This window comes from Kocuria sp. NBRC 114282, from assembly GCF_030268385.1.
Classification (GTDB): domain Bacteria; phylum Actinomycetota; class Actinomycetes; order Actinomycetales; family Micrococcaceae; genus Kocuria; species Kocuria palustris.
The window spans coordinates 67,779-92,952 of the sequence record NZ_BSQO01000004.1 but is presented as its reverse complement, the minus strand read 5'-3'; the positions used below and the strand labels follow the sequence as shown (position 1 = coordinate 92,952).

The 25,174-nt window shown below is 70.7% G+C and carries 25 protein-coding genes and 1 pseudogene; 11 read left to right on the top strand and 15 right to left on the bottom strand.

All coding sequences use genetic code 11. The features are described from left to right. Positions 1-126: 126 nt before the first annotated feature. Positions 127-786 carry an SDR family oxidoreductase gene (locus QSJ40_RS08960; RefSeq protein WP_040560767.1) on the bottom strand — a complete coding sequence of 220 codons (660 nt, stop codon included), beginning with the start codon at positions 784-786 and terminating at the stop codon, positions 127-129. A gap of 349 nt (positions 787-1,135) precedes the next feature. On the opposite strand from QSJ40_RS08960, the gene QSJ40_RS08955 reads away from it, so the two are divergent. Beyond that, positions 1,136-2,716 carry a helicase HerA-like domain-containing protein gene (locus QSJ40_RS08955; protein WP_040560768.1) on the top strand — a complete coding sequence of 527 codons (1,581 nt, stop codon included), beginning with the start codon at positions 1,136-1,138 and terminating at the stop codon, positions 2,714-2,716. Here QSJ40_RS08955 and QSJ40_RS08950 read toward each other — a convergent pair whose 3' ends face one another. Both QSJ40_RS08950 and QSJ40_RS08945 read right to left on the bottom strand, forming a co-directional pair. Next, complete coding sequence (locus QSJ40_RS08950) at positions 2,717-3,463, bottom strand: hypothetical protein (RefSeq protein WP_285730355.1); 747 nt, start codon at positions 3,461-3,463, stop codon at positions 2,717-2,719. Positions 3,464-3,548: 85 nt separating this feature from the next. After that, positions 3,549-4,238, bottom strand: coding sequence for a hypothetical protein (locus QSJ40_RS08945; RefSeq protein ID WP_006214588.1), 690 nt, complete (start codon positions 4,236-4,238; stop codon positions 3,549-3,551). Between the two features lie 689 nt (positions 4,239-4,927). On the opposite strand from QSJ40_RS08945, the gene QSJ40_RS08940 reads away from it, so the two are divergent. Both QSJ40_RS08940 and QSJ40_RS08935 read left to right on the top strand, forming a co-directional pair. Further along, positions 4,928-5,134, top strand: coding sequence for a cold-shock protein (locus QSJ40_RS08940; RefSeq protein ID WP_006214589.1), 207 nt, complete (start codon positions 4,928-4,930; stop codon positions 5,132-5,134). Positions 5,135-5,336: 202 nt separating this feature from the next. Continuing rightward, on the top strand, positions 5,337-5,672 hold the full coding sequence (locus tag QSJ40_RS08935) for a hypothetical protein (protein ID WP_006214590.1): 336 nt from the start codon (positions 5,337-5,339) through the stop codon (positions 5,670-5,672). A 106-nt stretch (positions 5,673-5,778) separates the two neighbouring features. Here the strand turns inward: QSJ40_RS08935 and QSJ40_RS08930 are convergent, their stop codons facing one another. Next, on the bottom strand, positions 5,779-7,041 hold the full coding sequence (locus QSJ40_RS08930; RefSeq protein WP_040560771.1) for a phospholipase D-like domain-containing protein: 1,263 nt from the start codon (positions 7,039-7,041) through the stop codon (positions 5,779-5,781). A gap of 103 nt (positions 7,042-7,144) precedes the next feature. Here QSJ40_RS08930 and QSJ40_RS08925 point away from each other — a divergent pair, with 103 nt between their 5' ends. Beyond that, positions 7,145-8,536: a YihY/virulence factor BrkB family protein gene (locus QSJ40_RS08925; RefSeq protein WP_006214592.1), complete on the top strand. Its 1,392-nt coding sequence runs from the start codon at positions 7,145-7,147 to the stop codon at positions 8,534-8,536. A 21-nt stretch (positions 8,537-8,557) separates the two neighbouring features. On the opposite strand, the gene QSJ40_RS08920 is transcribed toward QSJ40_RS08925, so the two are convergent. The 4 genes from QSJ40_RS08920 to QSJ40_RS08905 form a co-directional block, all read right to left on the bottom strand. Continuing rightward, positions 8,558-9,802, bottom strand: a complete 1,245-nt coding sequence (locus QSJ40_RS08920; RefSeq protein ID WP_006214593.1) for a YIP1 family protein — start codon at positions 9,800-9,802, stop codon at positions 8,558-8,560. Positions 9,803-9,959: 157 nt separating this feature from the next. Further along, on the bottom strand, positions 9,960-10,541 hold the full coding sequence (locus QSJ40_RS08915; protein WP_006214594.1) for a hypothetical protein: 582 nt from the start codon (positions 10,539-10,541) through the stop codon (positions 9,960-9,962). Positions 10,542-10,622: 81 nt separating this feature from the next. Then, a complete protein-coding gene (locus QSJ40_RS08910; RefSeq protein ID WP_006214595.1) occupies positions 10,623-11,906 on the bottom strand; it encodes an ABC transporter permease in 1,284 nt (427 codons plus the stop codon). Then, positions 11,903-12,853, bottom strand: a complete 951-nt coding sequence (locus QSJ40_RS08905; RefSeq protein ID WP_006214596.1) for an ABC transporter ATP-binding protein — start codon at positions 12,851-12,853, stop codon at positions 11,903-11,905. The genes QSJ40_RS08910 and QSJ40_RS08905 overlap by 4 nt, the downstream gene beginning before the upstream one ends. Positions 12,854-13,080: 227 nt before the next feature. Between QSJ40_RS08905 and QSJ40_RS08900 the strand changes: the two genes are divergently transcribed. The 5 genes from QSJ40_RS08900 (at position 13,081) to QSJ40_RS08885 (ending at position 16,440) form a co-directional block, all read left to right on the top strand. Then, on the top strand, positions 13,081-14,022 hold the full coding sequence (locus QSJ40_RS08900) for a TOPRIM nucleotidyl transferase/hydrolase domain-containing protein (RefSeq protein WP_153005699.1): 942 nt from the start codon (positions 13,081-13,083) through the stop codon (positions 14,020-14,022). 10 nt (positions 14,023-14,032) lie between these two features. Next, positions 14,033-14,269 carry a DUF6953 family protein gene (locus tag QSJ40_RS08895; RefSeq protein ID WP_024289393.1) on the top strand — a complete coding sequence of 79 codons (237 nt, stop codon included), beginning with the start codon at positions 14,033-14,035 and terminating at the stop codon, positions 14,267-14,269. Between the two features lie 31 nt (positions 14,270-14,300). After that, a complete protein-coding gene (locus tag QSJ40_RS12800) occupies positions 14,301-14,744 on the top strand; it encodes a benzoate/H(+) symporter BenE family transporter (RefSeq protein ID WP_327059352.1) in 444 nt (147 codons plus the stop codon). Next, the gene (locus tag QSJ40_RS08890; RefSeq protein WP_352156351.1) at positions 14,714-15,481 is read left to right on the top strand and encodes a benzoate/H(+) symporter BenE family transporter; all 768 of its coding nucleotides are present in this window, start codon (positions 14,714-14,716) and stop codon (positions 15,479-15,481) included. Before QSJ40_RS12800 ends, QSJ40_RS08890 begins: the two co-directional genes overlap by 31 nt. A gap of 119 nt (positions 15,482-15,600) precedes the next feature. Beyond that, a complete protein-coding gene (locus tag QSJ40_RS08885) occupies positions 15,601-16,440 on the top strand; it encodes a PhzF family phenazine biosynthesis protein (RefSeq protein WP_285730339.1) in 840 nt (279 codons plus the stop codon). Between the two features lie 33 nt (positions 16,441-16,473). Here QSJ40_RS08885 and QSJ40_RS08880 read toward each other — a convergent pair whose 3' ends face one another. The 5 genes from QSJ40_RS08880 to QSJ40_RS08860 all read right to left on the bottom strand — a co-directional run bounded on the left by QSJ40_RS08880 (position 16,474) and on the right by QSJ40_RS08860 (position 22,333). Further along, a complete protein-coding gene (locus QSJ40_RS08880) occupies positions 16,474-17,931 on the bottom strand; it encodes a benzaldehyde dehydrogenase (protein WP_285730337.1) in 1,458 nt (485 codons plus the stop codon). 155 nt (positions 17,932-18,086) lie between these two features. After that, positions 18,087-19,973, bottom strand: a complete 1,887-nt coding sequence (locus tag QSJ40_RS08875; RefSeq protein ID WP_285730335.1) for an MDR family MFS transporter — start codon at positions 19,971-19,973, stop codon at positions 18,087-18,089. Then, a complete protein-coding gene (locus tag QSJ40_RS08870) occupies positions 19,970-20,590 on the bottom strand; it encodes a TetR/AcrR family transcriptional regulator (protein WP_285730332.1) in 621 nt (206 codons plus the stop codon). Before QSJ40_RS08870 ends, QSJ40_RS08875 begins: the two co-directional genes overlap by 4 nt. Before the next feature lie 126 nt (positions 20,591-20,716). Next, positions 20,717-21,157, bottom strand: coding sequence for an ASCH domain-containing protein (locus QSJ40_RS08865; protein ID WP_285730483.1), 441 nt, complete (start codon positions 21,155-21,157; stop codon positions 20,717-20,719). A 174-nt stretch (positions 21,158-21,331) separates the two neighbouring features. Continuing rightward, complete coding sequence (locus tag QSJ40_RS08860; protein ID WP_053446687.1) at positions 21,332-22,333, bottom strand: zinc-dependent alcohol dehydrogenase family protein; 1,002 nt, start codon at positions 22,331-22,333, stop codon at positions 21,332-21,334. Positions 22,334-22,500: 167 nt separating this feature from the next. On the opposite strand from QSJ40_RS08860, the gene QSJ40_RS08855 reads away from it, so the two are divergent. Then, the gene (locus tag QSJ40_RS08855) at positions 22,501-23,346 is read left to right on the top strand and encodes a PhzF family phenazine biosynthesis protein (RefSeq protein WP_053446686.1); all 846 of its coding nucleotides are present in this window, start codon (positions 22,501-22,503) and stop codon (positions 23,344-23,346) included. 4 nt (positions 23,347-23,350) lie between these two features. On the opposite strand, the pseudogene QSJ40_RS08850 reads toward QSJ40_RS08855, so the two are convergent. Further along, positions 23,351-23,509 (bottom strand): annotated as a pseudogene (locus QSJ40_RS08850) (DUF2200 family protein); the annotation flags it as partial. A 115-nt stretch (positions 23,510-23,624) separates the two neighbouring features. Continuing rightward, on the bottom strand, positions 23,625-24,176 hold the full coding sequence (locus tag QSJ40_RS08845) for a methylated-DNA--[protein]-cysteine S-methyltransferase (RefSeq protein WP_285730327.1): 552 nt from the start codon (positions 24,174-24,176) through the stop codon (positions 23,625-23,627). Between the two features lie 154 nt (positions 24,177-24,330). Between QSJ40_RS08845 and QSJ40_RS08840 the strand changes: the two genes are divergently transcribed. Further along, complete coding sequence (locus QSJ40_RS08840; protein WP_285730326.1) at positions 24,331-25,170, top strand: hypothetical protein; 840 nt, start codon at positions 24,331-24,333, stop codon at positions 25,168-25,170. The last annotated feature ends 4 nt before the right edge of the window (positions 25,171-25,174 follow it).

Genomic DNA, 25,174 nt, shown 5'->3' with positions numbered 1-25,174 from the left:
ACTAGCCCGATCCTCGAGATGGCACGCACCGGGGCCGGTCCCTGCATGGCAGACGACGGCCGCGAACGAGCTTCCAGCTCGCTCGCGGCCGTCGTCGTGACCGTGCGCCTTCTGCAGGCGCCCTGATCAGGAAGCGGAGATGGCCTCCGCGATCGGGGTGTCGCCGTCCACGAAGTTGATCTTGCGCCCGATCGTGGTGTCGTCCGACAGGACCGCATGGGCCACAGCGGCGACGTTCGCGCGCGAGGTGTCGGCGTTGTCCGGCTGCTGGCCCTCGGGCAGCACGGTGATCTTCCCGGAGGCGTCGTCGAGGGTCAGCATGCCCGGGCCCAGGATGGTCCAGCGCAGCGAGGACTTCTTCAGGTGCTCATCCGCCTGGGTCTTGCCCTCGGCATAGGCGAAGAAGTCGTCGGATTCGTCCACGCCGTGATCCGGACCGGCGCCCAGGTAGGACACCATCACGTACCGGCCCACGCCGGCCTTCTCGGCGGCGTCCATGGTGCGGATCGCGGCGTCGCGGTCCACCGCCCAGGTGCGCTCGGGGTCGCCGCCGCCGGCGCCGGCGGACCAGATGACGACGTCCACGCCCTCGAACTCGTCCGAGAGCTGCTCGGTGGACAGCTGCTGGACATCGAGGACCTTGGCGGTGGCCCCGGTCTGCTCGATGTCCTCGACCTGGTCCTGGCTGCGGATCCACGAGGTGACCTCGTCGCCCGCCTCGACCAGCAGGGGAGCCAGCCGCAGCGCGACCTTGCCGTGGCCGCCGATGATCGCGATGTTCGTCATGATCTGCTCCGTTTCCCGGGGGCGGTTCGAGACCCGTCCCCGTCCTCGAGTGATGCCTCCATCATGCCTCCGCCCCTCGCCGCGATGAAGGGTGTTCGCCGACGGCCGCACCACCCCTTCGCGAGCGTGACGTGCTCGGTCGTCATGTCCGTGCTCGAGTGCGGCATCAGGGGTGATCGGGCGGCAGGATAGGCGCATGTCCTCCCTCACCTCCCCCGGACGTCGTCGGCCCCCGCCCGACGCCGCACCCTCGCCGCCCTCGCCCTGGCCGTCGGACTCGCCCTGAGCGCGCGCGCCGGACGGTGCACAGCCCTGCCGTCGGAAAGCACTCGTGTGTAGGCTCGGCGCCGTGACTGATCAGACGCATGACGATGCCCAGCTCGACGCCGTCCGCTCCGGCTACGCCTTCTCCGGACCAGCCCTGAACCTGGGGGCTGCGGTCTCCGGCGGCACCCCGGTCCCGGACGCGCAGGTCGGCCTGCCCCTGGGTTCCATGAACCGCCACGGGCTGATCGCGGGAGCCACCGGCACGGGCAAGACCAAGACCCTGCAGGCCATGGCGGAGCAGCTCTCGGAAGCCGGGGTCCCCGTCTTTCTCTCGGACATGAAGGGCGATCTCTCCGGGCTGGCGGCGGAGGGCCAGCCCAGCGACAAGATCACGGAGCGCGCCCGCAGCATCGGCCAGGAGTGGACTCCCACGGCCTCCCCGGTCGAGTTCCTGGCCCTTGGCGGCGAGGGCAGGGGCGTTCCGATCCGCACCACGGTGACGTCGTTCGGCCCGGTCCTGCTGTCCAAGGTCCTGGGTCTCAACGACACCCAGGAGTCCGCCCTGGGGCTGGTCTTCCACTACGCCGACCAGGCCGGTCTGGCGCTGCTGGACCTCAAGGACCTGCGCGAGGTCATCATGTTCCTCACCTCGGAGGAGGGGAAGGACGAGCTGGACGGCATCGGCGGCGTCTCCAAGCAGACCGCCGGTGTGATCCTGCGCCAGCTGACCACGTTCGCCAACGGCGGCGCGGAAGTCTTCTTCGGCGAGCCCGAGTTCGACACCCGCGACCTGCTGCGCAGGGCAGAGGACGGCCGCGGCATCATCTCCTGCCTCGAGCTGCCGGGGGTGGCCAGCCGCCCCGAGCTGTTCTCCACGTTCCTGATGTGGCTGCTGGCGGACCTCTTCCAGGACCTGCCGGAGCTCGGCGATCCCGAGAAGCCGGAGCTGGTGTTCTTCCTCGACGAGGCCCACCTGCTCTTCGACAACGCCTCCAAGGCATTCCTGAGCGCGATCGAGCAGACGGTGCGCCTGATCCGCTCCAAGGGCGTGGGCATCTTCTTCGTGACCCAGACCCCCAAGGACGTGCCCGGCGACGTCCTGGGGCAGCTCGGCAACCGCGTCCAGCACGCGCTGCGCGCGTTCACCCCGGACGACGCCAAGGCCCTCAAGGCCACGGCTCGCACCTACCCCAAGTCCGAGTACGACCTCGAGGAGCTGCTGACCCAGCTGGGCACCGGCGAAGCGATCGTGACCGTGCTCTCCGAGACCGGCGCGCCCACCCCCGTGGCCTGGACTCGGATCCGCACGCCTCGCAGCCTCATGGCCACCGCCCCGGAGCAGGTCTTCGACTCGGTGATCTCGTCCTCGCAGCTGGCGCCGAAGTACTCGGAGGCCGTGGACCGCGAGTCCGCCTACGAGATCCTCACGGCCCGCCTGCAGAAGGGCCAGGACCAGGAGGCGCCTTCGTCTGAGGACGACGACCGTCCCGCCCGCGAGGCGAAGCCGCAGACGGAGCGCCGCGACGATGACCGCCACGACCGCGGCGACGGCGGCGGCTTCCTGGACAACCCCGCCGTCCGCTCGATGATGCGCTCGGCCGGCACCGTCCTGGGCCGGGAGATCACGCGCACGCTGTTCGGCACCGCGCGGCGGCGCCGCTGATCAGGAGAAGCCGTCGGCCTGCCCGGGCGTCGTGAGCTCTCCGTCGCTCACGCCGAACCGGCAGCTGGCGGCTCGCTGGGCGATGCCCGGGGCGTCCGCATCCTCCTCGAGCAGGATCAGCGTGTGAGTGCCGTCGGCGACCTCGCCCAGGCGAGCTCTGCCGTCGTCGTCGACCCGTCCGCTGCCCTGCTGCCCCGGGCCTTCGAGCCACCACTGCGCCGGGCCCGGTGCACCCTCCTGCTCGGCGAGCACTGCCACCGCGCTGCCCTCATCAATCTCGAGCTCCTCGAGAGACAGCCCTCTCGACTGATCGAGCGCCGGATCGCTGATCACGCCGCCGCTCTCGCCGACGACGACCCGCGAGCTCGCCAGCCCGGAGATGCGGCCGGAGGAGTCCACGGACACCAGTCCGACCGCGTACTCGCCCTCCTCGAGAGCCTCGGTGTGCGCGATCCCGCCGGTGAGCACCTCGGTGCGCACGATCTCGCCGTCGTCCAGATCGGCGATGCGCACATGCACGCCAGGCGGCAGCTCGCGGAGAGGGATGTCGCCGTCGGGCGCGTCCTGCGCCTCGTCGGAGGGCTCGGTGCGCAGCGCCGAGCCCCCGATGCCAGCGGTCGTGATCGTGAGCTGATCGCTGTCCGAATCGGCCGTGACCTGGACGTCCATGGCTGCGGGCGACGAGCACTGCGCGCCCTGCCCGCCCGACGGCGAGCTGCTGCCCGCCGAGCATCCGCTCAGCATCATCGCGGCCGCCCCCGTGAGCGCCAGCACCGCTTGCCGCCCCGACCTTGTCACCGAACCGCCCCCCCGCTGCTCCTGCCATGTCCCCCTACCGTCCTGCCGCGAAGTCCCGCAGTCTCTGTGAGCTGCTCAGCTGCAGCACATGCTCGGACTCCTGGCCCTCGTAGAAGATGATGTCCATCTTCGCGATCCCCGGAGCAGCGATGGCAGCCACCAGGTCCCGCCGAGCCCTCTCGCCTTCGTCGCTGTAGATCCACTCCCAGACATCGGAGCACATCCGCGACGGCGCGGCGCCGGGCACGGAGAGCTCGATCCGCGATCTCGGCCCTCCTGGCCCGGGGATCGGCCGCACCAGCACCTGATCTGCCGGGGCATCGAGCTGCATGACCTGCCCCCGCAGAACCGCGATCAGCTCCTTCGACGCGCTGCCGAGCAGCGTGCCGACGGTCTCGACCCACACCGAGGCATGGGTGAGCAGGCGGGAGAACCGGCTGCGCTCGTCGAGGGCATCGAACCACAGGCCGATGCTGCCGGGCCCCAGCTCCCTGTGCTCGACCTGCAGGCGCAGGCCCCTGACCGTGCGCTCGGCCTGCTGTGCATGGACCACGGCGTCGAAGGCTGCGGCGAAGATCCGGGCGATCCCGGCTCGGGAGCGCTCGATCGTGGCGGACTCCACGTGCGCCGGCTGCCCCTGCTGATCGAGCACGCGGATGCGCACTCGCCAGGCGGTGGGACTGTCGGTGAGGTAGGGGTCATCTGCACGCTGACCGGGAGTCATGGGCCGGGGCCTCCGGGTCTGGGACGACGGGGCCGCCGTCGGCGGCAGCTCCTGAAGGGGCCCAGTCAGGGTATCCACCGGCCGCTGCAACAGGCTGCCCGGAGCCCTCGAAGGCCGTCCCCGCTAGTGGCGACAGACGATCTCTGCCTTCTGTGTCCGCCCAATGGAGACCAGATGAGAAGAGAGCCGCTCGGCGCCAGGCTCTGGCGTCGAACGGCTCTCTGTCTGTCCCCCTCCCGCACCGATTCGCTCCAGATGGACGACGCACCACCACCGTCCTCCCGGTGCAGGAAGCTCCAGCGGCGCGAACCCTCCAGTCGACGCCGCTGCCCTCGTTGCCGAGGTGATGACTACTCAACACCGCGCACCTGAAGCAGTCCTGGACTCGACTTGCACCCCGGCGGGGGAAGCACTGGGGATTGCCTGAACACCGCATTCGGCCCCGATGTGATCGGCGGCACGGCCTCATCGCCGAATCGGAGGTGAATTCTTGCCTTCGGCCCTCCGCACCGTGTCCGACTCGTGTACCGTCGATACTAGTTGTCGTACGACCCCCGCTTTTGACGGGACCACTGCCGCGCACCCAGCGGTCGACGTAGTCCACTCGGATGTAGTCATGTGGAGCACGACGGCACGCGAGCACCGAGAGTCGGTGCTTCGCCACCGTTCCGGAAGGATCGACCAGAACAATGCAGACCGGCACCGTCAAGTGGTTCAACGCCGACAAGGGCTTCGGCTTCATCAGCCCCGATGACTCCCAGCAGGACGTCTTCGCTCACTTCTCCGCCATCAACGGCAACGGCTACCGTTCGCTCGAGGAGAACCAGCGCGTGGAGTTCGAGGTCCAGGAGGGCCCCAAGGGCCTCCAGGCCGCAAACATCACCGTGATCAACTGATCACCTGATACTTCGCTGAAGGCGCCCGGTGCGATCGCACCGGGCGCCTTCAGCATTCCCGGATCGCGCAGTGCGCGCTCGACGGCCGCGTCCCGCGACCGGACCAGCCGCAAGCCGGGTGACGCGGGATACGCTGGGACCAGAAGCCGGGCGGCGACGCCCCGGCCCACACGTCAGCCCCACGAGCACAGAGGAGTCCCACGTGCCGCACAACTCCATCCCCGGACACGGCGAGTTCCACGAGACCCCCGCAGCCGGCACCCCCACGGCCATCGCCGCTCAGCACGCCGGCACTACCGCCGACGCCTTCGCGGCCGAGCACGGCCAGCCCGCGATCTCGGATCCGAATGCCGCAGCCCGCGGCCCCCTGGGCGATGACCGCTCCGACGCAGGCTCCGCCGACCGCCGCGGCGGGCGCCGCCGTGCCTGCCGCAGCCCCTGGTACGACGACGACCGCTTCGGCCTGGCCGTCTCGGGCATCGTGATCATCGGCGGGCTCGTGGCTGCCTGGTACGTCCACCGCGCCGACGAGGACTGAGGCCGCAGACGCGCTGCTCGCAGCATCGCACGAAGGGGGCGCCGGCAGATGCCGGCGCCCCCTTCGTCGTCCCCGCCCCCCTCCAGCCCGCAGGCTCAGGCAGATCTCAGAGCAGCGGTCGCAGGGGAGCCAGCGCCCACTCCCCCATCCAGGCCAGCGGATGACGCTCGTCCCACTCCTGCTTGGTGATCCGCCAGCAGTTCTCGCTGTCGAACTCGAAGATCCGCTCCATCACGGCCGCGAGGTCGTGGTCGACGATCTCGATGTTGACCTCGTAGTTGAAGCTCAGGGACAGGCGGTCGATGTTCGCGGTGCCGATCGTGGACCAGACGCCGTCGATGGTGGCGGTCTTGGCGTGGATCATGGCGTCCTTGTAGAGCAGGACGGTGATGCCCTCGCGCAGCAGCTGCGCGTAGAACCCGCGCGAGGCCCAGTCGGCCAGGACGTGATTCGAGTCCATGGGGAACATCAGACGGACGTCCACGCCGCGGTTCCGGGCGCGGATCAGGGCATCGAGGATCTGCTGGTCCGGGATGAAGTAGGCCGTGGAGATGTAGATGGACTTGGCCGCCTGGTCGATGGCCTGCAGGTACATGTTGCGGATGGGGTAGACGCGGCGCACGGGCATGTTGGTCAGCACCCGGATCCGGGACTCCCACTCCACCGGATCCAGACGGGCGATGGGCTCGCAGCCCCCGCGCCGCGCCGCGATCGAGTTCCAGGAGGACACGAACGCCTGACGCAGCAGCCACGAGTCCGCGCCGCTGATCTTGAGGTGGGTGTCCCGCCACTCGGTGGCGTACGTGGAGCCCAGGTTATAGCCGCCGACGTACGAGTACTCGTCGTCCACGATGAGCAGCTTGCGGTGGGTGAGGCCGCTGGAGCGCAGGGGGGTCACGAGCAGCTGCGGGCGCACCACGGGGAAGCGGTAGTGCTCGACTCCCGGTCCGAACCGGTAGAACCGCGGGTCCACGACCATGTTGCCGACGCCGTCGTACATCACCTTCACGTCCACACCGCGAGCGCCTGCGCGGTTGAGGGCATCCAGGAAGCGCTTGCCGTAGTCATCGCTCTTCCAGAGGTAGGTCTCCAGGTACACCGTGCGCTCGGCGGCATCGATCGCGGCGATCATGTCGTCGTAGAGCTCCGCGCCGAAGGTGAAGACGTCCATGTCCGAGCCGGCGACGTCGGCGGCGTAGTGCCCCGGCTTGGGGAAGCCGGAGCGAGTCTTGCGGCCGCGCTTCTTCACCGCGTCGTAGCCGACCAGGGTCGCGATGGTGGCGAACTGGACGCCCACCACGCCGACGGCAGCTCGAGTGGCAGTCGTGGTGATGGCGCGTCGCAGCGGCTGGGGGATTCTTCCGAGCATGCCTCAGAGCCTACGCGAGCCGCGCTGAGAGGATCGTGGGAGGATGGTCCCCGTCCTCCCCGCCCCTTGTGAGTGGGCACTCGAGCCCTAGGGAACCGCCAGCGTGACCCGTTCCGTGACCCTCCAGCAGCCCCGCCTCACGGTGCTGCACGTCATCCGGCGAGCGGTCATGAAGCTCATCTACATCCAGGTCTGGGACCAGGCGGCGTCCATGACGTTCTTCCTGCTGCTGTCGATCGCCCCGCTGCTGATCTCGCTGGTGTCGATCATCAACCTGCTGGGACTCGAGGAGTCCGTGCTGCGCGGGATCGTCGACCTGGTGAGCGTGCTCTTCCCGCCCGTTGACCCCGCCGCACTGACCGATGCGCTGCACTCCCTGAACCCCGACGGCGGCACCGTGGCCGGGGCGATCCTGGGATTCATCGGCACGCTGATCGCGGCGTCGAACTCCGTGGCGGCCTTCCACCGCTCCATGCACCGGATCTACGACACCCGCGAAGGCCGGCAGTTCCTGCCGTTCCGCACGATCGTGTTCTTCGAGACCATCGCGCTGCTGGTGGCCGTGGCGGCCGCGGCTCTGCTGATCACGGTCGGCGGGGACATGGCGGCGGCGCTCGGCGAGGCGCTGGGCTTCGACGAGACCGTGGTGGCCGCCTGGAACCTCCTGCGCTGGCCGCTGCTGCTGTTCGTGCTCGTGGTCTATGTCAACGTCGCCTACCACATGGGCCCCAACGTGGAGCTGCCGCGGTTCGGGATCATGAGCGCCGGGTCGCTGGTGAGCGTGGGCGCCCTGTTCGCGATGGCCGTGCTGCTGGGCTGGCTGAGCTCGCTGGCCGGAACCGTGGACGCGCTGCTGGGCACCCTCAACGGCGTGACGATCCTGCTCGTGCTCGCCTGGTTCGCAAGCATCGTGCTGATCGCCGGGGCCGCCCTGGATGCCGAGCTGCTGCGCGCCCGCCAGCTGGCGATCGGGCTGCGCGCCTGGGATCGCATCGACCTGCGCCCCCGCAACCGCTGGACCCTGGACTTCCTGCGCGAGGACCGCCGGATGGCCGGCAAGCTCGGGCGGATCGTGGCCGACAGCGCCCTGGACGATCTGCCGCGGCGGCTGCCCCGCTCGCTGTGGCTCACCGAGGCCGACAGCCCCTTCGCCGTCACCGGCACCCCGGCCATGCAGGAGAGGCTCCGGGAAGCCGCCGACGAGGAGCGGGCACGGGAGGAGTCCCCCGAGGCCGACGAGAGCTCAGCCCAGGCCTTCCGCGTGGCGCTCGTGCACAGCTGGGACGAGCTGCGCGGGGCCACATCCCGCGCCGTGCACCGCGGCGGGTCCACTGCCGTAGGGGCGCTGCAGCACCAGATCGAGCGACGCCGTCGCGCAGCTGAGGCCGGCACCGCACCGGAGCAGTCGTCCCAGGAGCCGGCTTCGGCCGAGGAGCCGGGAGACGACGACGCCCCGGTCCGTGCCGAGGGGCAGGGACCGGGGCGTCGGGACTGAGCGCGGCTCAGCCGAACATGATCAGCGAGCGGCCGGCTTGGCCTTGATCGCCTGGATGATCCACATGACGTTCACGACGATGAACGCCAGACCCACGAGGATCACCAGGACGGCGACCCAGCCGTAGTGGAATGCCGAGAAGAACGCACCCAGCGCACTCAGAGAGCCCAGAACCGCCAGGATGATGCCCACGATGCGACCGGCGCCGGGCGCGCGCGAAAGCAGGAACAGCACCAGGGCATACAGCGCCAGCACGATGAGCCAGCCGATGATGTCCAAGAAGCCGAAGGCGAGGCCGCCGGCCGTAGGCTGGCCGAACGATCCCGCGCCGGCGCCCTCCATGTCCTGCAACCAGCGAGCGAACGCCATCGTCGTGCGTCCGAGCACCTGGACGATGGCCAGCAGCAGGTACAGGCCCGCCGAGGCGAAGAGCAGGGTGCGCAGGCGGCCGAGGTTGGCGAACATCCCGCCCGTGGCGGCGCCGCCTGCTGCGGCGTTGCCGCTCCACTGGTTGCCGCCGGCCGCGGGCTGGTACTGCGGCGTCTGGCCGCCGCCGGCAGGCTGGTACTGCGGTGCCTGGCTGCCGGACTGTCCGCCGTACTGCTGGCCCCCGTACTGGGGGGCCGCGGACTGCTGCCCGCCGCCGTACTGCGGAGCCGACGGCTGCTGGCCGTAGGGGCTGGCCGGCGCGCCGGAGCCGTAGGAGGGCTGCTCGTAGGAAGGCTGGCCCGAGCCGTAGGACGGCTGCTGCCCGTAGGGCGACGACTGCTGCTGGTCGCCGTAGGCGGGCTGCTGCGAGCTGTAGGAGGGCGCCTGCTGGCCGTACGACGGCTGCTCAGCCGACTGGCCGTAGGACGGCGCCTGCTGCGTGCCGGACTGGTCGTAGCCCTGCTGCCCCTGGGCGGAGTAGGAGGACTGCTGCTGAGCGGAGGCGTCGTAGGTCGGCTGGGAGTACGAAGGCGCTGCGCCCTCGCCCGCGGCCGGGACGGCCGTGGAGCCGGAGCGCTGCGCGTCTGCGGCCCCGGCCTGGCCCTCAGCCGGCTGCTGCGAGCCGTAGGCGGGAGCGCTGTAGCCGCCCTGCGGGGCGGAGGTCTCGGCGGAGTCTGCGGTCTGCGCGGAATCCGCGGCGGCCTCCGGGTTCACGGCCTCGGGCTCGGATGGGGTCTGCTCCGCCGGGGCGCCGTACTGCGGCGCCTGGTAGCTGGGGGCCTCGTACCGGGGCTGCTCGCCCTCGGGGCGGGCGTCGTCGTGGGGGTTCTGCGACACGTCGTGCTCCTTCTCTGGAACGCTGGATGGACCGGCGACGCATCGCGCCGTTCCCGAGTTCTGGCGCCAGCCTACTGAGATGAGCGGTCCCCCGCGCCCAAGACGACGACGTGGCCGTCATGAGCGCGAGGGACCGCGACTCGGGAGCCCGCTGAGCTCAGCGGGCGGCCTTGAACCAGTCGGCCACGCGGCCGTTGAAGGCCAGCACGAGCCAGTAGATGTTCACGACGAGGAACAGGACGTTGAGGATCAGCCCGACGATGGACATGGCCCCGCCGATCTGCAGGCTCATCCCGGAGGTCGCCAGGCCGTAGATCGTGAAGAGCACGGCGATGATGGCGAAGACGATGCCCAGGATGCGAGCCCAGTTCTTGCCCTTGGGCACGCCGATCAGCACCAGGATGTAGGGGATCAGCGCCACGATGGCCATGACGACGGTCGTGATGATGCCGAAGGTCCCGGCAGCTTCAGCAGCCTGCGCCGCCATCTCCTCGCCCATGCCGCCGTCGATATAGGCCTGCCGCATCTGCTCCTCGAACTCGGGCGACAGCGACATGATGATGCCCGGGATGATGGAGAGCAGCCAGATCACCAGCGAGGCGATCGTCATCTTGTGCAGGGTGGCGACCTTGGCGGGCCGGTCCTGCTCGAAGGACTGCTGGGGGTTGTAGGCGGCGGTGCCGTACTTGCTGCCCTGGCCGTAGTCGGGGCCCGGAGCGTTCTGAGGGGTGTTCGTCACGACATCTCTCCTTGTGGTGCGGACTTCTCGGATGGGAACCAGGAGCCGGCGGCCGAGCGGGGAGCCCGACCGCCGGCGTCATCACTCGTAGCGCAGCGCCTCGATCGGGTCCTTCTTGGCGGCGCGAGCCGCCGGGAGGGTGCCTGCCAGGAAGGCGATCAGCATGATCACCAGGACGATGACCAGCAGCTGCAGCGGGGCGATCGCGTAGAGCGACAGCCCGGAGACCTCGGCCAGAGCGCCGCCCTCGCCGGTGAGCACCGCGTTGGCGATCGAGCCGACGGCCACGCCGCCGATCACGCCGGCCACGGAGCCGAAGACGCCGATCAGCACGGCCTCGGCGGAGAACAGGCCGAAGATCTTGCCGCCGGACATGCCCATGGCCTTCATCAGGCCGATCTCCCGGGTGCGCTCCTGCACGGACATCAGCAGCGTGTTCACGATGCCGAAGCTGGCGGCCAGCAGCGCGATCAGCGCGAAGCCGTTGAGCACCCAGGTCACCGCGTTGATGATGCCCTTGAGCGCGCCGATCTGGTCCTCAACCGTCATGCCGATCATGTTCTCGTCCATCAGGGCGGACTTCACGGCCCCCTGCTGCTCGGTGTCCGGGACGCTGGCCACGGCCTGGATGTAGCCCTCAGGCTGCTCCTCGACCATGCCGGAGGTCTGGTAGTCGTACAGCTTCTGGTTCAGCTGATCCGACGGGGTCGGGGATCCGCCCTGGCCGGAGGCGAGCTCCTCGGTCACGCCGGTGATCTCGGCCTCGAAGGTCTTCTCCTCGCCCACGGCGTTCGACAGCCCGATCTGGACGGTTCCGCCCACGGCGTCGTCGTCCGAGTCGTAGCCCAGGGGCTCGACCCACGACTGCGGGATCGTGATCTCGTCGGCGTCGGAGGCGGGAGCCTCACCGGCCATGTACGAGTAGGCCTCCACATCCGTGGGGAAGCCCATGGTGAGCTGGTACTGGGAGCCGTCCTCGGCCTCCAGGAACGACGGCTGCACGAAGACCACCGGCTCCACGGACTCCACGCCGTCGATGCCCTCGACCTTCTCGATGTCCTTCTCGGTGAGCATCTCCGAGCCGCCGAACATGCTCGAGGCCTGCGCCGCCTCGGGGTCGTACTCCTGCGGGCCCTCCTGCGAGGTGCCGGAGGCCTGATCCGCCGTCTTCATGACGTAGATCTGGTCCTCGCTGCCGAATCCCTGCAGCAGGGTGTCGATGTACTTGTTGATGCCCACGCCCAGACCGGAGGTAAGGGTGAGGGTGAAGGCGCCGATGAAGATCGCGACGACGGTCAGCAGCGTCCTGGCCTTGGAGCGCAGCGTGTTGCCCGCTGCGGTGGCGACGATGTCGGTGGACTTCATCGACGGTCTCCCTTCGAGAAGAGACGGCGCAGGCCGCCCTTGTCAGCGTGCTTGGTCTGCTCGGCCTGGGCCTTGGCCGCATCGGCCTGCGGCTGCGGCTCCCCGCGGTGGGCTCCGTCTCCGTCGGGGATCTGCGCCCACGGTCCGGCCGCCGCTGTGTCCTGAGCTGCGGCCGACGGGGCCGGGGCGGGCTGCTCGGCAGCTGCGCCCCGGCCCGGAGCGGCCGGCTGCGCCGGGGAATCCGTGCTCACGGAGTCGTCGTGGTCCTGGACGGAGGTGATCTCGCCGTCGACCAGGTTGATCCGGCGGTCGCAGCGGGCGGCGAGGTCGTCGTCGTGGGTGACGATGACCAGCGTGATGCCCTGCTCGCGCTGCAGGCCGAAGAGGATGTCCTCGACGACCTCGGAGGTGCGGCTGTCCAGGTTGCCGGTGGGCTCGTCGGCGAAGATCACCGACGGCTCCGTGACCAGCGCTCGGGCGATGCACGCGCGCTGCTTCTGCCCGCCGGAGAGGTTCGTGGCCTTGTTCGCGGCCTTGTCGGCCATGCCCAGGCGCTCGAGGGCCTCCATGCCCTTGCGGTTGCGCTCGGATTTGCCCACACCGGCGATCTTCAGCGGCAGGACGACGTTCTCGAGCACCGTCTGGTTCGCGTTGAGGAAGAACTGCTGGAAGACGAAGCCGAAGCGCTCGTTGCGCAGACGGTTGATCTCCTTGGTGCTCAGCTCGGAGACGGGGCTGCCGTCCAGCGCCACGACCCCCTGGCTGGGCCGATCGAGCAGCGCCATGAGGTGCATGAGGGTGGACTTGCCGGAGCCGGACTTGCCGACCACGGCCACGGACTCGCCGCGGTGGATCTCCAGCGTGAGTCCCTTCAGCGCGTCGAAGCGCGTCTCGCCCTTGCCGTAGACCTTGACCAGGTTCTCGGTCTCCAGGACCGGGGGTTCCATCGTGGTGCCTCCTGTGTAGGGGGTTGTGCGTCGCGGCAGCCGGACTCGAATCCGGTGGTGCCTTCCGCATCAGCTGTGCGCCATCCTCCCAAACATGCGCACCTGACGGCATCAGGCCAGAGAGTGAACTCTCGGGGCCCTGCTGGGCCCCGGCTCATCCTTTCTGGGGAGGCCCGCGCGTCCTGCGGGGCGCGCGGTGCCCGGCGCGGACGCCTACCCTGGGCCGCGTGGCATCCCGCGACCCCCGTCTGAGTCCTCCGCCGGCGCACGACCGGCCCTCGGACGCGCAGCGGCTCGAGGTGCCGGTGGCCGCCTCTGCCGCCGAGGCGGCCCCCGTCCCGCCGTCCCAGCTCGAATCCGTCGTCCGCCTGACCCGCGACGGCCCCCGCACGGTGCGCCTGCACGAGCTCGCTCGGTCGATGGGCCGGGCGCGCAATCACGTCGCCCGCGAGCTCGGGGTCGTTCCCGAGCACGACCTCGGCCGGATGCTCGCCTCCCCGCGCACCCTGCTGGTCGAGGGGACCACGGATCAGGCCGTGCTGGAGCAGGTGCTGCGGCGCAGCGGCGACCGCCTGTCCCTGGTGCAGCCGGCCGGCAGCAAGACCCGCCTGGCCGTCCTGCACCACTTCCACCTGGCCCTGGGGATCCCGCACCACGTGCTCTTCGACGGCGACGGCGGCCCCGTCTCGGGGTCCTCGACCGCTCGGCACCGGATCCTGCGCAGTCGGCGCCAGGCCACGGAGGCGCTCGTGGCGTCGCTGCGGTCGTCGTCCGCCGCAGCACCGGACTCGACGGCGGCGGCCGCGATCGACCCGACGGCCGCCGCCCGAGCCGCGGATCCCCGCTGGCGCGGCGAGGACCCCGCCGTCGGCGGGTGGGGATTCGGCGGGCCGACCGTCGTGGGGCCGTCCTGGTCCGCGCTCGAGGTGGATCTGGAGGACGAGCTGTCCCGGTGGCCGTCGTTCGTGTCCGCCCTGCAGGCCCGCGGCGGCACGCTGGCCGCCAAGCGCCCGGAGCGGTTCGCGGAGGCCGCGGCCGCAGCTCAGGCGGAGGATCTGCCGCCGTCGTTCCGCCGGATCTGCGCCGCGGTCGCCGCCCTGGAGGCGGACCGCCCGCCGCGGCCCGGCATCCCGCCATCGCAGCGCGGAGCGAGCCCGCAGGACGCGTAGGGTTGCCCGCATGACGACGCCTGAGGAGATCGCAGACTGGATGCTCGAGACGATCCGCACGGAGGGACGGCTCGACCAGGACGATGCCGTCCGCCTGGTGCCGGAGAAGTTCGGGCAGGAGTGGGTGCGCACCAGCCCCCACGGACACCCCGCCCTGGATCAGTCGGTCGTGAAGGCCTTCCGCAAGGCCCACGACGGCACCGTGCAGTGGGATCGCGACCGCCGCTTCTGGTCGCCCAAGAAGTGAGCGCGCGCTGAGCGCGACCCGCGCCGAGGTGATGCAGCCGATCTCGGCGGGAGTCGTCTCGGCTCTGGTGGCCTTCACCTCCACGTTCGCGGTGGTCCTGGCCGGGCTGTCCGCGGTGGGGGCCGATCCCGCGCAGGCGGCCGGCGGCCTCATGGTCGTGACCGTGCTGATGGGCCTGGGCTCGATCCTGCTGGCCGTCTGGTCCCGGCAGCCGATCACGATCGCCTGGTCCACGCCCGGAGCCGCCCTGCTGGCCTCCACGGGGGCCGTCGAGGGCGGATGGCCGGCCGCTGTCGGAGCGTTCCTGGTGGTCGGCCTGCTCGTGGTCGCCACCGGCCTGATCCCGGCGCTCGGGGATCTCATCGCCCGCATCCCGCCGGCGGTGGCCCAGGCCATGCTCGCCGGCGTGCTGCTGCAGCTGTGCCTGGGCCCATCGAGGCAGCGGTGGCCCAGCCCGCCGGCGTCCTGCCCGTGATCCTCGTGTGGCTCGTGGGCCTCCGGCTGTTCCCGCGCTGGGCCGTGCCCTCGGCCTTCGCCGCGGCCGCGGTCGTGGTGGCCGTGCACGTGCTGCGCACCGGGCAGAGCATCGACCCGGCCGGGTTCGTGCCGCACCTTCACCTCACGGCCCCTCAGCTCAGCGCGCCTGCGGTGCTCGGGCTGGCCGTCCCGCTGTTCCTGGTCACGATGGCCTCGCAGAACGTGCCGGGTGCCGCGGTCATGCAGGGGCTCGGGTATCGCATCCCGTGGCGCCGCAGCATGACCGTGACCGGTCTCGGCTCGCTGCTGGGCGCCACCGGCGGGGCCCCGGGCGTGAACCTGGCCGCCATCAGCGCCGCCCTGGCCGCCGGGCCCGAGGCCGGAGAGGACCGCTCCCGGCGCTGGATCGCCAGCGTGGCCTCCGGCTGCCTGCTCGTGCTGATCGGATTGGGAGCAGGCGCCTTCGGGGCGCTGGTGAGCCTGGCTCCGGAGGGCGTCATCCCGGCGGTGGCCGGACTCGCCCTGCTCGGCACCTTCGCCTCCTCCCTGAGGGCCGCGCTCGAGCGCACCGAGGATCTCGTGCCCGCCGCGGTGACCTTCGCCGTCGTCGCCTCCGGGGTCAGCGTGGCCGGGATGTCCGCGGCCTTCTGGGCCCTGGTCGCCGGGCTGGGCGTGCGATGGGTGCTGCGGTGGGGTCGCACCGTGCCGACGCCCGGCTCCGACCGAGCCGGCTGAGCGGTCGTCGGGGTCCTGCCGACGAGTCCGCATCGACCCGTCCGCTCTTGATTCTGCAAGGGCTCCGAAAGCCTGTTCTGCGACCAATCCAGGGGCTTTCGCGCCCTACGCTCGTGGCCATGAGCGCCCTTCCCCACGCCGTCATCGACGTCTTCGCGACCGAGCCCTTCGAGGGCAGCCCCATCGCCGTCGTGCTCGAGGCCGACGGCCTCTCCGAGGAGCGGATCCACGGCCTGGCCGAGTGGCTGCCGCACGAGGAGACCGTCTTCGTGCTCTCCCCCACCGACAGCGGAGCAGACTTCCGCACACGAGCGTTCCGCTCCAAGACCGAGGTGCGCTTCGCGGGCATGTCCACCCTCGCGGCCGCCCGGGCCTGGCTCGACCGCGAAGGCTCCTCGGCGAGCGACGGCACCCTCGTCCAGCAGAGCGAGATCGGGCTGACCCCGGTCCAGGTGCAGGATCACCAGACCCTGAGCTTCACGGCCCCGCCGCTGTTCGACCGCGGAGAACCCGATGAGCTCACCGTCGAGATCATCTGCGAGGTCCTCGGCCTGGAGCCCGATCAGGTGCAGGGGTCGGCATGGCTGGACTCCGGGACCGGGTTCCTGGGGCTGCTCGCGGACAGCGCCGAGACCGTGCTGGCCATGGAGCCGGACATCGACCAGCTCGGCCAGCACATGGTCGGCGTCCTGGGCCCGCACGCCGATGGCAGCCCCGCCGACTTCGAGCTGCGCTCCTTCGCCCCGTCCCGCGGCATCGACGAGCAGCGCGCCACCGCGACCCTCGTGGCGGCCTTCGCCTCATGGCTCGTGCCGCGCGGACTCGCCCCGGCGTCGTTCACGGTGGCCCAGGGCCGCGCCGTCGGCCACAGCGCCCTGATGCGCGTGACCACCGGCGACGACGGCACCTGGGTCGGCGGGGCCGTCGTCGCCCGCAGCGGGGGGACCCTGCTGGCCTGAGTCCGCCGCCCGACAGCGCAGCGGGCACGTGGCTCAGAACGGGTGCTGGATCTCGTCCGGGGAGACCGTCACCCACTGGATCTCGGTGAAGGCCTCGAGATTGGCCTCAGCACCTCCGAAGCGGCTGCCGTTGCCCGAATCGCCCACACCGCCGAAGGGCGCATTGGCCTCATCGGCCACGGTCATCTCATTGATGTGCACCTTGCCAGAGCGAATGCGATCGGCGACCTTCATGGCCTCGCCCACGGGGCCCATGATCGAGACCGACAGTCCGTACTCGGAGGCATTGGCCAGCTCGACGGCCTCGTCCACGGAGGCCACCCGGTGCACCGGGGCGACCGGGCCGAAGATCTCCTGCGACCAGGCCGGCATGTCCGGCGTGACGTCGGTGAGGACGGTCGGGCGGTAGAACAGGCCGTCGTGATCCGCGCCGGTGCGCGCCACGGCGCCGGCCGTCAGGGAGTCCTGGACGACCGAGTCGATGTTCTTGAGCTGCTTCTCGTCGATGATCGGGCCCAGGTGGACCTGTTCGGTCGAGGGATCGCCAACCGCCAGGGTCTCGGCCCGGGCGACCAGCCGGTCGACGTACTCGTCGTGGACGTCCTGATGGACGATGTGCCGGCCGGTGCTCATGCAGATCTGGCCCTGGTGGAAGAACGAACCGGTGGCCCCGGCAGAGGCGGCCAGGTCCACATCAGCCCCCGGCAGCACGATCGCCACGTTGTTGCCGCCGAGCTCCAGGTGCACGCGCTTGAGCTTCTCCGAGGCGACGGCGCCGATCTTCCGGCCCGCGGCGGTGGAGCCCGTGAAGGAGATGACGCGGACCTCCTCGGCCTCCACGCATGCGGCGCCGATGTCCCCGCCGCCGGGCAGCACCTGCAGGACGCCCTCGGGCAGCCCGGCCTCCTCGAAGATCCGGGCCAGGGCGAAGCCGCCGATGACCGAGGTGCGAGGATCCGGCTTGAGCAGCACGGAGTTGCCGGTGGCCAGGGCCGGGGCGACGGAGCGCATGGCCAGCAGCAGCGGGAAGTTGAACGGCGCGATGACCGTGACCACGCCGCAGGGGCGGCGGCGAGAGAAGGACCAGTGGGCGCCGTCGGAGGGCAGCCACTGGCCGTGCGGGTGGCTCGGCAGGGCGGCGGCCTCGAAGCACTCGGCGGCCGTGTTGCCGACCTCCAGCCCGGTCTTGGCGGGGATGCCGCCGGTCTCGCGGATGACCCAGCCGGCGAGCTCGTCGTGGTTCTCCTGGATGACTTGGCCGGCGCGGCGCAGCACCGAGGCGCGCTCGGAGGGCTTCAACGCGATCCACTTCTCCTGCGCCGAGACTGCGCGTGCGGCGGACTGATGGACCTGCTCCGCCGAGGCCGAGCCGATCGTGGCCAGCTCGGCGTTGTCGGCAGGATTGCGCACGACGATCGGCTCGCCTTCGCCCTGCTCCCACGTGCCGGTGAAGATGCGGCCGTCGAAGGCCGAGGTGTCCAGAAGAGTCACAGGGCTGTCCTCCTTCTGCGCGCCCGCAGCGGGCGTCGCGGGGATGCGCGCGGAACAGGTGTGATCCGCGTCGCTCGATGCCCTCGAGCCTAACGAGACAGCGCCCCGCCGACCAAGGTCGGCGGGGCGCTGTGGGAGCGGCTGAGCTGCGCAGGTCAGCGGCGGGGCTGCTCCTGGGGGTCGAGCACCGGCAGGGGCTCGGGCGCCGGGTCGCGGCGCTCGTCGTCGACGGTGCGCTGCGCAGCGGGCCGGTCGACGTCGGAGTCGTCGGCAGCGGGGCGCGCAGCGGAGCCGGAGACCTCGCCGCGGGCGTCGTCGGCGCGGCCGCCCTCGGACCGGACGTCGCGCTTCATGGAGGTGGCCAGCGGCGTCTCCGGGATGAAGGCCATCAGGATCAGCGCGAGCACCACGAGCGGGATCATCACCATGAAGATCGGCGTGAGGGCGTCGTTGTAGGACGAGGTGATCACGTCCTGGATCGGCGCCGGCAGCGAGTCCACCAGCTCGGGCGTCAGCCCGGAGGAGGCGTCCGAGCCGCTTCCCTGCATGGCCGCCTGGGCCTGGGCGGGCATCCGCTCGGCGATCAGGTCGGTCAGGCGACCGGCGAAGATCACGCCGACCACTCCCGAGCCGATCGTGGCCCCGACCTGGCGGAAGAAGTTGTTGCCCGACGTGGCCGTGCCGACCATCGAGCCGGGGAACACGTTCTGCACCGCGAGCACCAGGATCTGGATGATCAGGCCCAGGCCCACGCCCATGACGCCCAGCGCCAGGCACACGTGCCACACGGCGGCCTCAGCGGTGAGCTGGGAGAGCAGGTACAGGGCGATGACCACGAGCACCGCACCGACCAGCGGGTAGGCCTTGTAGCGGCCGTAGCGCGAGACCAGGGCTCCCGATCCGGTCGAGGCGATCAGCACGCCCGCCATCATGGGCGTCATCAGCAGGCCCGAGCTGGTCGCGCTGGCGCCGTGGACCATCTGCAGGTAGGTCGGCATGTAGCCGATCGCGCCGAACATGGCCACGGAGATCATCATTCCGGAGGCCGTGGCCAGCAGGAACGTGCGGCTGCGGAACATGGACAGCGGCATCACCGGCTCGGCCACGCGGGACTCGATGACGATGAAGATCCCGGTGAACACCACGGCGATCGCGATCAGCCCGAAGATCTGCGCCGAGGCCCAGTCGTAGGTGCTGCCGCCCCAGGTGATCGTCAGGATCACGGCCACGGTCGCCACGCCCAGGGTCAGCATGCCCCACACGTCCACGGAGACGCGGCCGTGGTGCTTGGGCAGCTTGAGGAAGAGGACGACGCCGGCCAGGGCGATCACGCCGAGCGCGACGCTCATCCAGAAGGCGTAGCGCCAGCCCGGACCCTCGGTGATCCAGCCGCCGATCAGCGGCCCCACCACCGACGACAGCGCGAAGACGCCACCCATGACGCCCATGTACTTGCCGCGCTCGCGCACCGGGACGATATCGGCGATCACGGTCTGGGAGAGGATGATCAGGCCGCCGCCGCCCAGGCCCTGGACCACGCGGGCGGCGATCAGCCACCAGATGGTGGGAGCCAGCCCGCCCACGACGGAGCCGGCCATGAACACCAGGATCGCGCCCACGAGCAGGGGCTTGCGCCCGATCTGGTCGCCGATCTTGCCGTAGAAGGGCATGGTCACGGTCGAGGCCAGGATGTAGCCGGTGATGACCCACTGCATCTGGTGCACGCCGTCGAGCTCGCCCACGATGGTGGGCAGCGCGGTGGAGAGCACCGTCTGGTTCAGCGAGGCCAGCAGCATCGCGAGCATCAGCGCGATGAAGATCGGGATCAGGCGGGGGCGCGGCTGGTCGGCCTCCTGCGCCCGGTCCGCGCTCTCTGCCTCATGCGCGGCGGAAGAGCCGCGGACGGCGGTGAGCTGGCCGGTCATCGGCGAGGAGCTGGGCAGGCCCAGGCTGGCCGAGTCGACGGCCGTGAGCGCGCCCGTGGGCTGGCGCTCGTCGGAGGGACGCTCCGTGGAGTCGCCCCAAGGGGGTGTCGTGGTCATGCGTGGTCCGTTCTGATGAGACTGATGAGGACGTCGACCGCGTGGTCGAGGTCCTCCGGGGAAGGATCTGAGCCCGGAACCCGGTCTGGGCGGGAGAACACGAAGCGCAGGGCGGCACCGGCCGTGAGCACGAGCATGCTGATGCGCTCGTCGAGGTCATGCCCGGGGCCCAGCAGCCGCGGCTCCAGGCCCTGCTCGGCCCAGCCGTGCACGACGTCGCGCACCATGTGCTCGCAGCCGTGCATCGTGTCCTTGAGCAGACGCCCGAGGTCCGGGTGGGTCTGCATGAGGCGGACTCGGAAGTCCGCGGAGTTAGCGGGCATGGCGGAGGCCAGCAGCTGCATGTAGAGCTCGACGACGCTGCGCAGCGTGCTCGCGCCCTCAGGGGGCCGCTCGGCGGCGCCGTCCGGGATGGCGGGCTCGCGCACCCCCACGACCGCGTGGTCCTTGGTGGGGAAGTAGTTGAAGAACGTGCGCTGGGAGATCCCCACGGACGCGGCGATGTCCTCCACCGTCACGGCCTGGAGACCTCGCTCCAGAACGGCCTCGGCGGCGGCGACATGGATGTCATGCCACGTCCGGGCCTTCTTGCGTTCTCTCAGACTCTCTTCTTGCACTAGTGCATTTTTGCAGTCGCGCTATTTCTGCACAACTGCACTTTGGGTGATGATGGACACGCGGCGGTCGTCGAATCGACGCATCCGTGCATCGCCCGTGCCGAGATCACGCTTCCATGGGCAGAATCAGCGATTCCGTGCATTCTGGCGTGATCTCGACGGACCGGGAGCACGGAAGCGTGAGCTCGGCAGGCAGCCGCGCGCGAAAGCGTCAGCTGGACCGCACCAGGTGCGCCAGTGCGCCAGGGACCGGTCGCCCTCCCCTTCGGCGCGCGCATGCCCTGCGCCGACCTCGCAGAAGGGGGCCACGTGCACGTCGGTCGTGCGGATCACAGCGCGCGGCTCCCCGCGGCCGTCCAGGAGGATGCTCAGGTCCCCTGCTGTCGGCAACGGCTCGCCCTCGGCCTCGTAGTCCCACAGCGAGGATGCAGTCCCCGTCTTGGTCCCGGCGAGCACCAGACCCAGCAGTTCGTCGGCCTGCTCGCTCGTGGCCCCGAAGGCCCATGCATCCGGCACCTGCTCAGGCAGACCAGCGACCTCAGCCCGGACGCCGGCCCAAGAGGACATCACGCCCATAGCGCCCTCTCTCCTCGCCGAGATCATGCTTCCGTGCGCCGCTGATGCCGAGATCCCGCTTCCGTGCGCGGATTCCGCGATTCCGCGCATTCTGGCGGGATCTCGGCGGAACGGGCACAGGGAAACGGGATCTCGGCAGGCAGCCGCGTACTCAGGGACGCGGTCTCACCACTCCAGGGCGATCTTGCCCAGGTGGGACTGGCCCTGCATCAGCTCGCAGGCCTTCGCCAGATCGGTCATGGGCAGGGTCTGATCCAGCACCGGCCGGATGCCCAGGCCGTCCATGGCGGTCACGAACTCCTGCTGCGTGGCCCGCGAGCCCACCAGCACGCCGTGCAGGCGCACCTGCTTGGTCATCAGCAGCGCAGTGGGGATCTCGCCCTTGTCGCCGGCGACCACGCCGATCAGCGAGATCACCCCGCCCGGCTTCACGGCCCGCAGCGACTGCGGCAGGGTCTGCGCACCGGCGGACTCCAGGACGATGTCCGCCCCGCCGGTCTGCTTCTTGATCGTGCGGCCCCACTCGGGGTCGTCGTTGTAGTTCACGGTGATGTCTGCGCCGAGCTCGCGAGCGCGAGCGAGCTTCTCATCCGAGGAGGACGTGATCGCCACCGTGGCACCCATGGCCTTGGCGATCTGCAGCGCCAGGATCGAGACGCCCCCGGTGCCCAGCAGGGCCACGGTCTGCCCGGGCTTCAGCCCGCCCTCGGTCACCAGGCAGCGCCAAGCGGTGGCGCCTGCGGTGGTGATGGTCGCGGCCTCCGGATGCGTCCATCCCTCCGGGGCCGCCGTGAACCAGTTCGCCGGACGCACCACGGACTCGCGGGCGTAGCCGTCCACGCCGTCGCCCGGGGAGCCCGAGAAGGAGGACTCGACGTCGTCGCCGGACTGCCACAACGGGAAGAACACAGAGACCACGTGGTCGCCGACCGCGAACTCGTCGACACCCTCGCCGACCTCCGCGACCACGCCGGAGCCATCCGCCAGGGGCACGCGATCCTCGTCCGGGGGCATGCTGCCGGAGATCACCATGTAGTCGTGGAAGTTCAGGCTCGAGGCCTTGACCTGCACGCGGATCTCGCCGGGGCCGGGAGCGCCGGGCTCTGCGACGTCGTCGACCCGGAGATTCTCCAAGCCGCCGCCGGCGGGGACGATGAACTGCTTCATGGTCGGGCTCCTCTCGAACGGACCGCACGCGGGTCCGCGGTTGACTGTGCCTCCAGCTTGCCACCGACGGCCGACGTCGCAGAAGAGCCGATCCGCCCTCAGCACGACGATCACCATGACCGCGCGGGGCCGTTGTGCCGTCCGAGCCCAGTGCCAGACTCACGACCATGGTCGATTTCCGCTTCTCCCAGGTCGATGTCTTCTCCGCGGTGCCGCACGGGGGCAATCCGCTGGCCGTCGTGCACGACGCCGCCGAGCTCACCGATGAGCAGATGGCCCAGTTCGCGAGCTGGACCAACCTCTCCGAGACTGCCTTCCTGCTGCCGCCGGAGGACGAGCGGGCCGATTACCGCGTGCGGATCTTCACCCCGCAGGAGGAGCTGCCGTTCGCCGGGCACCCCACCCTGGGCTCGGCACGCGCCTGGCTGGCGGCCGGCGGCGCACTGCGCCGGGACGGGACCGTGGTCCAGGAGTGCGGTGCGGGTCTGATCACCGTCCTGTCCGACGACGACGGCCTGTCCTTCTCGGCCCCTCCCCTGCGCCGCGGCGGAGAAGTCGAGTCGTCGACCCTCGCGCTGGCCACCGAGGCGCTCGGCCTGAAGCCGGGCGAGATCCAAGACGCCAACTGGGTGGACAACGGGCCCGGGTGGCTGGGGATCGTGCTGGCGGATGCCAAGACCGTCCTGGCCCTGGAGCCGGATGCCGCCCTGATCGCGGAGCACGATCTGCGCTTGGGCGTCTTCGGCCCGCATGAGCCGGGACGGGATGCCGACGTGGAGGTCCGCGCCTTCGTGCCCACGGAGCACGGCATGCGCGAGGACCCTGTGACGGGCAGCCTCCAGGCGGGCTTCGGGACGTGGCTGATCCGCGCCGGGGTGGCACCGGAGGAGTACACGGCGGCGCAGGGCACGGCGATCGGTCGCAGCGGACGGGTGCGCGTGCGCTCGGACGGTCAGGACGTGTGGGTCGGCGGGACCGCGGAGGTCACGATCACCGGCATCGTGAGCTTCTGAGACCTCAGCCGCGCAGGATCTTCTCGAGCGCCTTGCCCTTGGCCAGCTCATCGACCAGCTTGTCCATCCAGCGGACCTGCTGCATGAGCGGCTCCTCGATCTCCTCCACGCGAACACCGCACACCACGCCGGTGATCAGCTCGGCGCTCTCATTCAGCCGCGCCTCGCCGCCGCACGCGTTGAGGCCGCAGAAGGGCCACCCATCAGCGCGGATGGCATGCGGATGTGCGGCCTCAACGGTGCAGGGCTGCGGTGCTGCGGCCTCGATGGGGCAGCGCTCACACCCAGGGGGATGGGCCGCCGGTCAGGACCGCGCGCTCGTGGTCGATCAGCATGCGGCGCACGGCATGGCGGGGGTCGGGCTCGCCGGTGCTGCCGTCGGCGCGGGTTACGCGGTGCACCGGGAGGAACAGGGGCACCTGGACCTCCGAGCACAGCGTCCCCGCCGCACGTGCGGCTCGGGGACGGCCCGCCTCGGCGGCCAGCTGCCCGTAGGCCAGGGTCTGCCCGTACGGGATCTGCGCGATCCGCTCCCACGCCGCCCGTCTGAAGCCGTCAGCCGGAGCGAGGTCGACGGGCACGTCGAGGTCCTGCACGGAGCCGTCGAACCAGGCCTCGATCCGCTCCAGGATCTCGGCCAGCGCGGCAGGGTCGTGCGCAGGCGCAGCTCCGAGCTGAGCGCCCGCCTCGATCAGAACGGACTCCTCGCTGGGCATGCCCGTGCCGTCGGGGCGGGAGAACGCCGCCCGGATCGCACCCTGCGGCCCGATCACGATCAGGCCGTCGCCGATCGGCGTCTCGACCCAGCTCCAGACGGGCTCAGAGGGCATGTGCATGCCCCGATCCTGGCACGACGACGCTCAGCTCGACCCGCAACAGGGCATCCGCTCTTGACGGCGCATCTCAAGATCAGGTTAGGCTCACCTCATCGATGGTGCGACAGACCCCGCCGCACCACCGCAGCCGACACCCTCTGGAGCGATCATGACCCCCAGCGAGAACGCCGAGACAGCCGCTCCGGCACAGGGCACCCCCTGCCACCTGGACGTCGCCGCCGCAGATGCCGCGGCACGCCTGCTCAACGGCGCCGGCCGGATGACGATCTCCTGCCATGACGGCGTCCGCGGGCACCTTCTGGACACGTCCTTCCACGGGGCCGCACAGGACGGCACCCGCTACATGGTGGTGTCCCCGCAGGAGGGGCAGTGGCCGCCCATGCCGATCGAGCGCCCGCAGCACGTCTCCATGACGATCGCAGCGGAGGCCCCCGTGGCCGAGATCCGCATGACGGTCGCCGAGCTCAGCGGCCATGCCGTGGTCACCCGCTGCACGGAGGACGAGGAGACCGCACTGCTCTCCGAGGGGCCCCTACCCAGCGAGATCGCCCGGACCTTCACCTGCTGGCCGGGCTCGCAGCTGTGGCGCGTGGAGCCCCTGCGCATGACGATCCACCACATCCCCGGGTGCCACATGCTGGATCGCGAGGCCCTGGCCCCGCGGCCGTCGTGGCCCGGACCGGCAGAGGAGCTCGAGACCGTCGAGCTGCTGCGCTCCGAATGGGGCACGCACCTGACGGGCCTTATCACCGAGCTTCGCCCGGCGTCGACGCCGACCGCCGAGCACCCACACGCGCCGGGTGGCGTGCGCTGCGCCACGGGGCGCGCCTACCCGGTGTCACTCTCCGACCGCGAGCTCATGCTCCTGCTGGTCGACGGACCCCACCGTGACACCGTCGCGGTGCCCCTGCCGCACCCGGTGAGCTCCCCTGAGGAGTTCATCGACGCGCTGCGAGAGGCGATCGGCGCTCCCGCCGAGAGCCGCTGAGGAG